Source organism: Mesorhizobium atlanticum, assembly GCF_003289965.1.
Taxonomy (GTDB): domain Bacteria; phylum Pseudomonadota; class Alphaproteobacteria; order Rhizobiales; family Rhizobiaceae; genus Mesorhizobium; species Mesorhizobium atlanticum.
The window spans coordinates 180,299-193,441 of the sequence record NZ_QMBQ01000006.1 but is presented as its reverse complement, the minus strand read 5'-3'; the positions used below and the strand labels follow the sequence as shown (position 1 = coordinate 193,441).

Here is a 13,143-nt window from a genome sequence, read left to right as displayed (position 1 = left end):
TCCACGCGATCGGCGTTCATGTAGCATAGGCGGTCTGGGGCGCAAGGGGCAGACCCGATGGCTGGACGTGGCCGGGGCGTGAGGGAGGGCGGGGAAACGACAGCTGGCGTCAGCGAGCGCCTGATGTTTGCCCATGCCGCGCCTGCCGAAGAAGCGCCGGTTTCGCTTCCGGAGCTTCGTCTGCCAGCCGGGCTTCTGCCGCCCGGTGACGGTGGGCTTCAGCCAGCCTCGCCAGCAGGCACCGTAGGCCGGATCCGCAGACAGCTCGGCCGCGCCTCGCTCCCCGCATTGCGCCGAGGCATCGCCGTCGCCTTGGAGATCGAGCTCGACCGTGGCGTGGGCTTCCTGCTGGTGCCGGTGTTCCTGGCCGCCGGTGTGATCTATTACTTCTCGCTGAGCACCGAGCCCGATCTCTACAGGCCGATTGCGGCGGTGGCTTTGATGGCTGTCTGCGCGGCAGTCTCGCGTTCCTGGCAGCGGACGCACCTTGTCTTCATGGCCACGCTTTTCTGCGCGCTCGGCTTTCTGGCGGCCAAGGCGGAGACCTGGCGGATGGCGACGCCGATGCTGGGGTCCGAGATCCAGACACGGCTGACCGGCCGCCTGGTCACCGCCGAAGCGATGGCCAATGGCCGAGTGCGGCTTACCATCGATCTCATCTCCACCGAGCGCCCGACGCTGCGCTATGCGCCGGATCGCGTTCGGCTGTCGGCGCGCAGGATCCCGCCCGGCATGACGGCTGGGTCGATGCTGACCGGCTATGTCAAGCTGCTGCCGCCGACCGGTCCGGTTCGGCCGGAAAGCTATGACTTTTCCTTCGACAGCTATTTTGCCGGCATCGGCGGCAGCGGCTTTTTCCTGGGCGATCCAAAGCTGTTACCTCCGGCCGAGGCTCCGTTCGGCGCGCGCATTACGTCGGCCGTGGAAAACGCGCGCGAAGGCATTGCCGACCACATCCGGAGCAGCATTGGCGGCTCCGAGGGCGAGATCGCGGCGGCGCTGATTGTCGGCGTGCGCGCCGGCATTCCGGAAGCGATCAACGAGTCTATGCGGCGCACGGGCATCTATCACATCATCTCGATCTCCGGCCTGCACATGGCGCTGGTGGCCGGCACGATCATGTTCCTGCTGCGCGGCGCTTTCGCGCTGTTTCCGGATTTCTCGTCGCGCCGGCCGGTGAAGAAATATGCCGCAGCGATCGCGCTGGTCTCGATCGCTGCTTACCTTGTCATCTCCGGCATCGTGGTGGCGGCCGAGCGAAGCTTCATCATGCTCGCCGTGATGCTGGTCGCCGTGCTCTTCGATCGCGCGGCGCTGACGATGCGCAACCTGGCGATCTCGGCGATTGCCGTCATCCTCGTGTCGCCGCATGAAGTGGTCGGCCCGAGCTTCCAGATGTCCTTCGCCGCCACCGCCGCCCTGGTCGGCGCCTATGCCGGCTTTGCCGACTATCGCGCCGGCAAAACGACCGCGCCGCCGGCAAGGCGTTCATTCCTGGGGTTCCTGTCGCGAAAACTGGCGGTTGGCGTGGGCGGCGCCGCCGTAACCTCGCTCATCGCGGGCAGCGCGACACTGCTGTTTGCGATCTGGCACTTCCAGCGCGTATCGCCGCTCAGCCTGCTCGCCAATCTGGCGGTGATGCCCATCGTCTCGCTGATCGTCATGCCATTCGCCGTGTTGAGCGCGCTGGCCATGCCCTTCGGCCTGGACGGTCCCTTCCTCTATGTGATGGGGAAGGGCCTGACAGCGATGATTGCGATTTCGGCATGGATTTCCGAGCGCTCGCCGGTCGATGCCGTGGGATTGATCTCGATCCAGTCGGTGCTGCTGGCGACGATCGCGCTGGTCATCGCGACCATGGCCACCACCTGGCTCAGATTGGCAGCCGTGCCGTTCGCCCTCGCCGCGCTGCTGGCGATTCCGGATGTGCGCACGCCGGATGTGTTGATCTCGGAGGACGCGCATCTGGTGGCGATGCCGATCGGCGGCGGCGAGCTTGCCATCAACCGCGAACGCTCCAACGAGTTCACCACCGACAATTGGAAACGGGCGCTGAAGGTCGAGGAAATCGTACCGCCGGAGACATTCGCCAAGGATGCTCTCGATATCGCCGACCCGGTCGACCTGCCGCCCGGCTCGCCCTTCTATTGTACCGGCGACCTCTGCATTGCCCGGCATCCTTCCGGCGCGATCGTCGTGCTCGCCGAAAACCGCGACAGCGCACGGCCCGCCTGCGGCTTTGCCGACCTCATCGTCATCAACGATGCGACGGCCTACAATCCCTGCCGGGATCAGCGCGTGCTTGTCGTCACCAAGCGCCAGCTGGCGCGTGACGGCAGTGCCGCCGTCTTCTTCGATCCACAATCGGCAACCGCGCGCCCGGCCATCCAATATGCCGTCGAAAAGCCATATCGGCCCTGGCACGAGCAGCGCAAATACACTCGCGAGGCGAGGGGACTGCCGCCTTATCAAAGGCCTGAGCGGGTAGGCGCCGCGCCTTCGCAGCCGGATCAGTAGCGACGGATCAGCCCGACGAGCTTGCCCTGCACCTTGACCCGATCCGGTCCGAAGATGCGGGTTTCGTAGGCCGGGTTGGCGGCCTCCAGCGCGATCGAGGCGCCCTTGCGGCGGAAGCGCTTGAGCGTCGCTTCCTCATCGTCGACCAGCGCCACCACGATCTCGCCCGGGCTTGCCGTGTTGGCGTTACGGATGATGACGGTGTCGCCGTCGAATATGCCAGCCTCGATCATGGAGTCGCCCTTGACCTCCAGCGCATAATGCTCGCCGCCCATGATCATATCCGGCGGCACCGAGATCGAATGCGTCTGGTGCTGGATGGCGTCGATCGGAACACCGGCGGCGATGCGGCCCATCACCGGAATGGATACGGCCGAAGCAGCCTCGTCGTCATTGCTGGGCGTCGGGGCGCGCGAGGACGCTGCCGGCTTCACCTGGCGGCTTAGATTGCCCTGGCCGCCTTGAATGACGCTCGGCGAAAACTTCTTCGCGGCGTTCAGGCCAGGCGCGATCGAATCGGGCAGCCGCAAGACCTCCAACGCGCGCGCCCGGTTCGGCAGCCGGCGAATAAAGCCGCGTTCTTCCAGCGCCGTGATCAGCCGATGGATGCCGGACTTCGAGGCGAGGTCGAGCGCCTCCTTCATCTCGTCGAAGGATGGAGGAATCCCGCTCTCCTTCAGACGTTCATGGATGAACATCAGGAGTTCATGTTGTTTGCGCGTCAGCATTGGCGGCCCCACGGGTTCCGAAACCAGAATCAGAAAAACAAACCCAGAACAAACACTATCTGTTCCAGTTGTGTTCCGCAACCGTTTAAAGTTTAATGAATTTCTTAAGGCGGGCGAAAGAATGTTGCACCCGACGGTGCCCGGCCGCCACCGGTTGGCTGTGTCATTGATTCCGCTCGATTTTGCAATTCTCCTTAAAGCTTAAATTCGGAGGCGGCACCGTCGCGAAGGTGCTGAAGGGATCCCGTCAGCTAACCCAACCATGTACCGCACCGTGAACGAAACGAACCCAAAATGCCAACCTTGGCGATGATTCCGATCCTTGGCCTTTGCTGTCTATGGACCAGCTAACACAGGACAGAAGGTTCTTGCCGTGCCGCGGACGGTGATGAGACAACCGCTGAGGATATAGCGGCCTGGTTCGAAACGGAGGCGGTAGCACAATGAGGGGAATTCCCGATCTTGCCGAGGTGGACGCGATGGATGCCGCGGACCCGCTGCGCGCCCTGCGCGATCGCTTCGTTCTGCCGGAAGGGGTGATTTACCTCGACGGCAATTCGCTGGGCGCTGCTTCGATCAATGTCTTCAACGAGATCGAGACGGCCGCGAAGGAGGAATGGGCGCGGGATCTCATCCGCGCCTGGAACACCGCCGGCTGGTTCGACATGCCCGTCCAACTGGGCGACCGGCTCGGCCGTCTGGTCGGCGCCGCGCCGGGTCAGACGGTGGTTTGCGACACCACCTCGATCAACATCTACAAGGCTCTGCATGCGGCGCTCGCAATGCGACCCGACCGGCCGGTTATCGTTGCCGAGGGCGACAGCTTTCCGACCGACCTCTACATGGCGGAAGGGGTGGCCTCGACGCGGCCCGGCACGGTGCTGCGGCTCGAAGGGGTCGATGCGCCGACGATCGAAGACCTGATCGACGACCGTGTCGCCGTCATCCTGGTCAACCAGGTCAACTACAAGTCCGGCCGGCTGCGCGACATGGCCGCCCTGACCCGCAAGGCCCATGACGCCGGTGCGCTGATCGTCTGGGACCTCTGCCACACGGCCGGCGCCCTGCCGGTGGATCTCGACGGCTCGAATGCCGATTTCGCCATCGGCTGCACCTACAAATATCTCAATGGCGGACCGGGCGCGCCGGCCTTCATCTATGCCGCCACCCGCCATCATCCCGACATCAGCCAGCCGCTCAGCGGCTGGTGGGGCCATGCCAGGCCATTCGCGTTCGAACAGGGCTACGCCGCCGGCTCAGGCATTCGGCGATTCCTGTGCGGAACGCAGCCGGTGCTGTCGATGCGCGCGCTGAAAGGTTCGCTGGATCTCTGGGACGAAGTCGACATGACGGCCGTGCGCGAGAAGAGCGTCGCGCTGACGGATCTGTTCATCCGGCTTGTCGAAGCCAGATGCGGTGCGTTCGGTCTCGAGCTGGAAAGCCCGCGCGACGGCGCCGAACGCGGCAGCCAGGTGTCGTTCGCCCACCCGCATGGCTACCAGGTGATGCGCGCCTTGATCGAGCGCGGCGTGATCGGCGATTTCCGCGCGCCGTCGACCGTTCGTTTCGGCTTCACGCCGCTCTATGTCGGCTACCGGGATGTCTGGGACGCCGTCGAGGTGCTGGAAGACATCCTGCGCACGGGCGCCTGGCAGGAGGCCCGCTATGCGGTCAAGGAGGCCGTCACCTGAAGCGGGCGCTCAATGGGTCTTTTCGGCCCGCAGGCGGAAGCGCTGGATCTTGCCGGTCTGCGTCTTCGGCAGGGCCGCGATGAATTTCACCGATCGCGGATATTTGTAAGGCGCGATCGTCGCCTTGACGTGATCCTGGAGGCGCTTGACGGTTGTGGCATCCGCCGCCGTGCCCGGCACCAGCACGACATGCGCCTCGACGATCTGGCCGCGTTCGGCGTCCTCGGCGCCGATGACGGCGCATTCCGCGACATCGGGATGCGACAGAAGGGCCGCTTCAACTTCCGGTCCGGCGATGTTGTAGCCGGCGCTGACGATCATGTCGTCGGAGCGGGCGGCGAAATGGAAGAAGCCGTCTTCGTCCTGCACGAAGGTGTCGCCCGTCAGGTTCCAGCCGCCACGGACATAGTCCTTCTGGCGATCGTCGGCCATGTAGCGGCAGCCCGTCGGTCCGCGCACTGCCAGGGCGCCTGTCGCGCCGCGCGGCAACTCGCGCATCTCGTCGTCGACGATGCGCGCTTCGTACCCGCCCACCGGCTTGCCGGTCGAAGCCGGCTTCCTGTCGTCGAGGCGATTGGAGATGAAGATGTGCAGCATCTCCGTGGCGCCGATGCCGTCGAGGATCGGCTTGCCCGTCTTTCGCGTCCATTCTTCGAAGACGGGGGCGGGCAAGGTCTCGCCAGCCGAAACGGCAACGCGCAGCGACGAAAGGTCGGCGCCTTCGTCCATGGCCTTCAGCATCGCCCTGTAGGCCGTCGGGGCCGTGAAGGAGATGGTCGCCTTGTAGGTCTCGATGATGGCGATCATGTTGGGCGGCGTCGCCTGCTCCAGCAGCGTCGCGGCAGCACCGAAGCGCAGTGGAAAGATGGCGAGCCCGCCGAGGCCGAAGGTGAAGGCCAATGGCGGCGAACCGACGAAAATGTCGTCGGGCGTCACCTGGAGAATCTCTCGGGCATAGGCGTCGGCGATGATCATCAGGTCGCGATGGAAATGCATGGTCGCCTTCGGCACGCCGGTCGTTCCGGACGTGAAGCCCAGCAGCGCGACATCGTCGCGACCGGTGTCGACCGCCTTGAAAGTGACAGGTTTGTCGAGCGCCGCGCGATCCAGTTCGGCATCATGGTTGGCGGTGCCGTCGAAGCCGATGACCTGTTTGAGGAAGGCGCTGTCCTTGGCGCAGGCCGTCATCTCGTCCATCAGCCTGGTGTCGCAAAGCGCTATGCCGATTTCCGCCTTGTCGACGATCTTGGCGAGTTCGCCGGCGCGCAGCATCGGCATGGAGTTGACGACGACGGCGCCGACCTTGGTGGCGGCCAGCCAGCAGGCGACCATGGCGGGGTTGTTTGCCGAACGGATCAGCACCCGGTTGCCCGGCTTCACGCCATAGTTTTCGACAAGCGCATGGGCCAGCCTGTTCGTCCAGTCCGACAGTTCCTTGTAGGTGCGGCGACGGCCATTGCCGATCAGCGCGGTGCGATCGCCGAAACCCTTTTCGACCAGCCTGTCGGTGAGTTCGACGCCGGCATTGAGACGCTCGGGATAGTCGAAGCCGTCGAGGAGAAAGTCCGGCCACTGCTCCGGCGGCGGCAGGTTATCGCGGGTGAACGTGTCGCTATGCGCTGAGGGTCCTAGCATGTTGCCGTAATCCTCCTGCTTTCCGGAGGAGGTTTGCCGCCTTCCGGCCACAGCCATTCGCGCGACTCCACCTGAGGGGCGGGCGAGCGCGGGCTTCGGCTATTCAGCAGACCTCCCATTGTCGGCTGTTCGTCAGCCAGGATTGCATCAGGTCGAATTTGTTTCAAGCCTAAAATGTTTTTACCCGGAGCATTGACGCGATCTCCGCAGCCGGCCATTGCTGGATGAACCTGCGCGTCTTGTGAGGGGCTATTGGTCGAGCATCGGGTTACGGATTGGGACAATGCCTACGCCAACGGCGCGAACATCGCCGGCGGCGATCGCTGGCCGGCTGCCTGGGACGGCCCGGCTCAGGCATTTCGCGAAAATATGTCGGCGCAGGGCAGGGCGCGGCTCGACATCGTCTATGGCGAGGCGCCGCGCAGCCGGTTCGATCTCTTCCTCCCGCCGACCGCGCCGAAGGGGCTCGTGGTGTTCATCCACGGTGGCTACTGGATGGAGTCGCACAAGAACTCCTGGTCGCATCTGGCCGCGGGCGCCGTCGGCCGCGGCTTTGCCGTCGCCATGCCTTCCTATACGCTGTGCCCGCAGATCAGGATCAGCGGCATCGTCAATGAAGTCGCGGCCGCGATCGGCGAGGCGGCGGCCATGGTCGACGGCCCGCTGGTGCTGACCGGGCACTCGGCCGGCGGGCATCTCGCCGGCCGCATGGTGACCGAGGCCTCGCCGCTGGCGCCCGGCGTGGCGCAGCGCATTCGCAAAGTCGTTTCGATTTCAGGCCTGCACGACCTCCGGCCGCTGATGTTCACCGCCCTGAACGAGACCTTAAATATCGACGAGCGGGAAGCGTTGAGCGAAAGCCCGGCTTTGCTGCGGCCCCGGCAGGGCGCCCGCATCACCTGTTGGGTCGGCGGCGGCGAGCGCTCGGAATTTCTTCGCCAGAGCACATTGCTCGCCAACATCTGGACAGGGCTCGGTGCCGCCACCGGTTCAGTTGTCGAGCCGGATCGACATCATTTCAACGTTGTCGATGGTCTCGCGGATCCGGACCATCCCCTGACCCGAACGCTGGTGGACGAATAACGATCGACTTCGTCGACGTATGAACGATCGCCGTTGTCGATGTATCAGCGCAGCATAAGCACGCCGCACTCGGCGCCGACCTCCGCGGCCGGCGCGAAGGGCTCGCGCACGATCAGGCCGTTGGCGTCGGCGAGCATGCGCAGCATCGAGGAGTCCTGGATGCCGAAGGGGGTCGCGACCACGGTGCCGGCATCCTCGCGAACCACGGCGCGCACATAGTCCTGCCTGAGATCGTTGGCCTGCATCGCGGCGCCCAGCCGGGCCGTTCGCACGTCCTGCCTGAAATCGCGGCCGCCGAGCCGGGCAAGCAGCGGCTTCAGGAAGAGCTGCGAGCAGACGATGCTTGCCACCGGATTGCCGGGCAGGCCGATGCAGCGGATGTTGCCAAGCCGGCCGAACATCAACGGTTTGCCTGGGCGCATGGCGATCTTCCAGAAGTCGAGCGTCATGCCCTCGCCGGTCAGCACGTCGTGGATCAGGTCGTGGTCGCCGACCGAGGCGCCGCCGAGCGTGACGATAACGTCGGCGCCCGCCTCGACCGCTTTCCGGACCAGTGCGGCGATCGCCTCCTTGCGGTCGGCGGCGATGCCGAGATCGAGCGCCCGCGCGCCGACCGACTGCGCGGCGGCGGCAACGCCATAGGCATTGGAGGAAATGATCTGGTCGGGGCCGAGCGTGCTGCCCGGCGGCAGCAATTCGTCTCCGGTGGCGATGATCGCGACCAGCGGCCGGCGCACGACACGCAAGGCAGGGTGGTTGGCCGACGCTGCCAGCGAAAGGGCCGCCGCGTCGAGCACGCGACCTTTTTCGAGCAGCACATCGCCCTGGCTGAAGTCGAGCCCGCGGCGGCGGATGTTGCGTCCTTCGACGGTCGGTTCCGTCACCTCGATCTTGCGGTTGCCGAGGTCGCGAACGTTTTCCTGGATGACGACGGTGTCGGCGCCTTCAGGCAGCGGCGCGCCGGTGAAGATGCGCACGGCCTGGCCTTCGCCGACGGTTCCGGCAAACCCGCGCCCGGCAGGCGCAATGCCTATGACCTCAAGCCGCGCCAGCGCTGAAGCGACGTCGGCGGACCGCGTGGCATAACCATCCATTGCGGAGGCGTTGAAAGGCGGCTGCGTGCGCAACGCCACAACCGGTTCCGCCAGGACCCGTCCGGCCGCTTCCGCCAGCGGAACGCTCTCGCCCGGCAAAGGTGCTGCGCCGTCGAGCAGGCGTGCGAGCGCTTCGGCGACCGGGACCAGCGCCATCAGGCATCCACCTTGTAGTCACTTGATTTGCCGCCGGTCTTCTCGACCAGCCGGATGCCAGAAATCGTCATGCCGCGGTCCACCGCCTTAGCCATGTCGTAGATGGTAAGGCAGGCGATCGAGGCGGCGGTCAGCGCCTCCATCTCCACGCCCGTCTTGCCGGTGACGCGGGCGAGCGCTGTGACCTTGAGGCCAGGCAATGCACGATCAGGTTCGATCTCGACGGCCACTTTGGTGAGAAGCAGCGGATGGCAAAGCGGGATCAGCTCATGCGTCTTCTTCGCCGCCATGATCCCGGCGATGCGGGCGGTGCCCAGCACATCGCCTTTCTTGGCGTCGCCGGCCAGAATCATCTCCAGCGTTTCGGGCCGCATCGAGACGAAGCCTTCGGCGATCGCGGTGCGGGTCGTCTCGGCCTTGTCGCCGACATCGACCATGTTGGCTTCGCCCTTGGCGCCAAGATGGGTGAGGGCCATTTCAGATGGCCTCGGCTGCTGCCTTGCCCGTCAGCAGAAGCTCGGTCGCCGCGGCCACATCCGCCTGCCGCATCAGGCTCTCGCCAACGAGGAACGTGCCGATCCTGCTCTTTTCCAACCGGCGGCAATCCTGATGCGTGAAGATGCCGCTTTCGCTGACCAGCAGCCGGTCCGCCGGTACCTTGGCGGCCAGCCGCTCCGAAACGTCGAGGCTGGTCTCGAAGGTTCTCAAGTTGCGGTTGTTGATGCCGATCAGCCGCGACGACAGTTTCAGCGCCCGCTCCATTTCCATCTCGTCATGCACCTCGACCAAGGCGTCCATGCCCAACTCGAACGCAGTCGCCTCGAGCTCGCTGGCCAGCGCGTCGTCGACGCTCGCCATGATGATCAGGATCGCATCGGCGCCCCAGGCGCGCGCTTCGTGGACCTGGTAGGGATCGAAGAGAAAATCCTTGCGCAGGGCCGGCAGGCGCACGGCTGCCCGTGCGGCCGTCAAGAATTCCGGCGCGCCCTGGAAAGACGGTGCGTCGGTCAGCACCGAAAGGCAGGCGGCGCCTCCTTTCTGATAGGCCTTGGCCAACGCCGGCGGATCGAAATCGGCGCGGATCAGCCCCTTGGAAGGGCTGGCCTTCTTGATTTCGGCGATCAGCGCGAAGCCTCCGCCCCGGCGCTTGGCTTCGAGCGCCGCGAGGAAGCCGCGCGGTGGCTCGGCATCCTTCGCCTTCGCCTTGATTTCGGCGAACGGTACGCGAAGCTTCGCCGCCGCGATCTCGTCGCGCTTATAGGCTTCGATCTTGCGCAGGATGTCCGACAAGGCCTTATCCGTTCGAAATCTCGACAAGCTTGTCCAGCACCGCAAGAGCGCGGCCGCTGTCGATCGCTTGCGCTGCCGCCGCGATACCGTCGGCAAGCGTCGTCGCCTTGCCAGCCACGACCAGGCCGGCGCCGGCGTTCATCAGCACCGTATCGCGATAGGCGCCGGCGGCGCCGCCCAACATATCGCGCAGTTGCCTGGCGTTATAGGCCGCGTCGCCGCCGCGCAGTTCTTCCCTAGTGTGCCGCTTCAGGCCGACGGCTTCCGGCGTCAGGGTGAAGGTGCGGATCTCGCCGCCGGCAAGCTCCGCGACCTGGGTCTCGCCCGTGGTTGTGATCTCGTCATAGCCATCACCATGGACGACCCAGGCGTGCTCGGCGCCCAGCGCCTTCAACGTCTCGGCCACCGGCATGATCCATTCCGGCAGGAAGACGCCGACCATCTGGCGGCTGACGCCGGCGGGATTCGACAGAGGTCCAAGCAGATTGAAGATGGTGCGCGTGCCGAGCTCGACGCGGGTCGGCCCGACATGCTTCATCGCCGGATGATGCGCCGGCGCGAACATGAAGCCGACACCGGCTTCGTGGATGCAGCGGCCGATCATCTCCGGCGAGATATCGATCTTGACGCCCAGCGCCGTCAGCACATCGGCCGAGCCGGTCAGCGAGGACAGGCCGCGATTGCCGTGCTTGGCGACCGGCACGCCGGCGGCGGCGATAACGAAGGCCGAAGCGGTCGAGATGTTGACCGAGTGCGAATTGTCGCCGCCGGTACCGACGATGTCGATGGCGCCCTGCGGCGCCTCGACACGCAGCATCTTGGCGCGCATCGTGGCGACCGCGCCGGATATCTCGCTCACCGTCTCGCCACGCACGCGCAGCGCCATCAGGAAGCCGCCGATCTGGCCGGGCGTCGCGTCGCCCGACATTATGATATCGAAGGCCTCGCGGGCCTCCTCGAAAGACAGCGCGGTGCCGGTGGCGACCTTGGCGATGTGTGTCTTCAGCGCGCTCATCGTGTCTGTGCTTGCGAAACGGCGTTCGGATCGATGCGGACGTTATATTGTGACTGCAGCTGCGCCACCAACTGGTCGAGCAAGTCATCGGACATGCCGGCACCGAAGGATTTCTGCGCGTCGTCCGGCACCGCGCTGCCATCGGCGCCCGCCGGCTCGAAGACCTCGGCGACCTTGAACAGGATCTGGCCGTCGCCGGTGGGCGAGGGGATCAGGCCGGTGCCGCCTTCGCCGACGCCGAACATGGCCGCGGCACCCTCCTTGCCGAAATCAGCATCGTCGGCTTCGCGCTTCAGGCCGCGCTTGGTCTGTTTCTCGAGCTTGAGCTCGCTGGCGATGGCGTCGAGCGTGGTGCCAGCCTTGAGGCGCTTCTCCAGTTCCTGCGCCTTTGCGTCGAGCCGCTTGTCGGTCTCGGCTTCGGTCCAGTCGGCCGCGACCTTCTTGCGGACTTCATCCAACGTGCGGTCACGCGCCGGCGTTATCGACTGCACCTCGTAGAAGACAAAGCCATTGTCCGCGGTGGTCAGGCCCTCATTCTCGGTATTGGGCTCGGCCGCGAACACCGCCTTGATGAGGTCCGCCGATTCCGGCAAGTCCTTGACGATCGTGCCGTCCGGCCGCTGGCCGGTGCGGTCGATAGCGTCGATGGTGACGACCTTGAGCTTCAGCTTGTCGGCGGCCTGGGCGAGCGAGGCGCCCGAGGCGCGGATGTCCTCGTAGCTGTCATGCACGTCGAGCAGGATGCGGCTTGCCTCGCCGAGCGCAAGGTCCTTGCGGATCTGGTCGGACACTTCCGAAAGCGGTTTCACGACCTGCGGCTTGATCTCGGTGACGCGCAGCAGCACGGGACCGAAGGCGCCCTGGACGACCTGGCTTACCTCGTTGGCATTGAGCGAGAAGGCCGCGTCGGCAACCGCCTTGTCGGCGATCTTGTCCTTGGACAGCGTGCCGAGCAGCGTGTCGGCCTGCGTCTTGCCTTCGGCGGTGACGAGCTTGTCGAAGGTGGCGCCGGCCTTCAGCGAATCCAAAGCCGCCTTGGCCGCATCCGGCGTCTTGAACACCAGCTGCTCGATGGTGCGCATTTCGGGCGTCGTGTAGCGCGCGATGTTCTTGTTGTAATCGTCTCTCACCTGCTGGTCGGTCACCGCGGACGGATCCATGATGTCCTGCGGTTCGAGCCGGACATAGGAGAACTTGCGGTATTCCGGCGCGGCGTAGTTCTTCTTGTTGGCGTCGAAATAGGCGTTGAGGGCGCTGTCGGACGGCGCCTCGATCGGCTGCACAAGCGTCTTGGGCAGCACGAGATAGTCGATCGTGCGATCCTCGCCGCGATAGAGCGAGACCGCCTTCAGGAAGGTCTGCGGAACCTTGAGGCCGTCGGAGATCGCCTCGACGATCTGCTGGCGCACGGCCACCTGCGAGCGGTTCTTGAGATAGTCCTCCGGCCGCATGCCGAGCTGGCGCAGCAGATACTCGAAGGTGCGGCGATCGAACTGGCCGCTGGGGCCCTTGAAGGCCGGATCCTCGCGCGTCAGTTCGGCCAGCCGGTCCTTGGAAAGGCCGAGACCGAGCTTGCGCGCCTGCTCGTCGAGCACGGCGCCCGAAACGAGCTGCGCCAGCACCTGATTGTCGACACCGAGCAGCTTGGCCTGCTCCTGGGTGACACGCTGGCCATATTGCTGGGAAAGCAGGCTGAGCTGGCGATCATAGGCGAGGCGGTACTCGTTGATCGAGACCTCGGTGCCGCCGGCGGTGATCACCGCGTGATGGCCGCCCAGCACGCCACCCACCATGCGCGTGGTGGCGCCCCAGGCGAGGAAACTCACCACCAGCAAGGACAGCAACGCCTTCGCGACCCAGGTACCCGCCGCGCTTCTCAATATACCAAGCATGCATACTTCCGAGTTTTGCGCATTTTCGCATGCGCCGAGTCT

Annotated in this window: 10 protein-coding genes; 3 read left to right on the top strand and 7 right to left on the bottom strand. The window is 65.3% G+C overall.

The genetic code is table 11. The features are described 5' to 3' along the window. Positions 1-57: 57 nt before the first annotated feature. Positions 58-2,517: a ComEC/Rec2 family competence protein gene (locus DPM35_RS21650; protein WP_112129283.1), complete on the top strand. Its 2,460-nt coding sequence runs from the start codon at positions 58-60 to the stop codon at positions 2,515-2,517. Here the strand turns inward: DPM35_RS21650 and lexA are convergent. Next, positions 2,511-3,245 (bottom strand): transcriptional repressor LexA, encoded by a 735-nt coding sequence (gene lexA, locus DPM35_RS21645; protein WP_112129282.1) that lies wholly within the window; start codon positions 3,243-3,245, stop codon positions 2,511-2,513. The two genes, DPM35_RS21650 and lexA, sit on opposite strands and share 7 nt — an antisense overlap. Positions 3,246-3,688: 443 nt before the next feature. On the opposite strand from lexA, the gene kynU reads away from it, so the two are divergent. After that, positions 3,689-4,936 carry a kynureninase gene (gene kynU, locus DPM35_RS21640; protein WP_112129281.1) on the top strand — a complete coding sequence of 416 codons (1,248 nt, stop codon included), beginning with the start codon at positions 3,689-3,691 and terminating at the stop codon, positions 4,934-4,936. 9 nt (positions 4,937-4,945) lie between these two features. Here kynU and DPM35_RS21635 read toward each other — a convergent pair whose 3' ends face one another. After that, the gene (locus tag DPM35_RS21635; protein ID WP_112129443.1) at positions 4,946-6,571 is read right to left on the bottom strand and encodes an AMP-binding protein; all 1,626 of its coding nucleotides are present in this window, start codon (positions 6,569-6,571) and stop codon (positions 4,946-4,948) included. A 252-nt stretch (positions 6,572-6,823) separates the two neighbouring features. On the opposite strand from DPM35_RS21635, the gene DPM35_RS21630 reads away from it, so the two are divergent. Continuing rightward, a complete protein-coding gene (locus tag DPM35_RS21630) occupies positions 6,824-7,654 on the top strand; it encodes an alpha/beta hydrolase (protein WP_112129280.1) in 831 nt (276 codons plus the stop codon). Between the two features lie 44 nt (positions 7,655-7,698). Here the strand turns inward: DPM35_RS21630 and DPM35_RS21625 are convergent, their stop codons facing one another. The 5 genes from DPM35_RS21625 to DPM35_RS21605 are packed head-to-tail and all read right to left on the bottom strand — an operon-like array spanning position 7,699 to position 13,101. Next, positions 7,699-8,904 carry a molybdopterin molybdotransferase MoeA gene (locus DPM35_RS21625; protein WP_112129279.1) on the bottom strand — a complete coding sequence of 402 codons (1,206 nt, stop codon included), beginning with the start codon at positions 8,902-8,904 and terminating at the stop codon, positions 7,699-7,701. Further along, complete coding sequence (gene moaC, locus DPM35_RS21620) at positions 8,904-9,380, bottom strand: cyclic pyranopterin monophosphate synthase MoaC (protein WP_112129278.1); 477 nt, start codon at positions 9,378-9,380, stop codon at positions 8,904-8,906. The genes DPM35_RS21625 and moaC overlap by 1 nt, the downstream gene beginning before the upstream one ends. A gap of 1 nt (position 9,381) precedes the next feature. Beyond that, a complete protein-coding gene (gene trpC / locus DPM35_RS21615; protein WP_112129277.1) occupies positions 9,382-10,194 on the bottom strand; it encodes an indole-3-glycerol phosphate synthase TrpC in 813 nt (270 codons plus the stop codon). Between the two features lie 4 nt (positions 10,195-10,198). Then, a complete protein-coding gene (gene trpD, locus DPM35_RS21610) occupies positions 10,199-11,209 on the bottom strand; it encodes an anthranilate phosphoribosyltransferase (protein ID WP_112129276.1) in 1,011 nt (336 codons plus the stop codon). Next, positions 11,206-13,101, bottom strand: coding sequence for a peptidylprolyl isomerase (locus DPM35_RS21605; RefSeq protein ID WP_112129275.1), 1,896 nt, complete (start codon positions 13,099-13,101; stop codon positions 11,206-11,208). The genes trpD and DPM35_RS21605 overlap by 4 nt, the downstream gene beginning before the upstream one ends. Positions 13,102-13,143 lie beyond the last annotated feature (42 nt).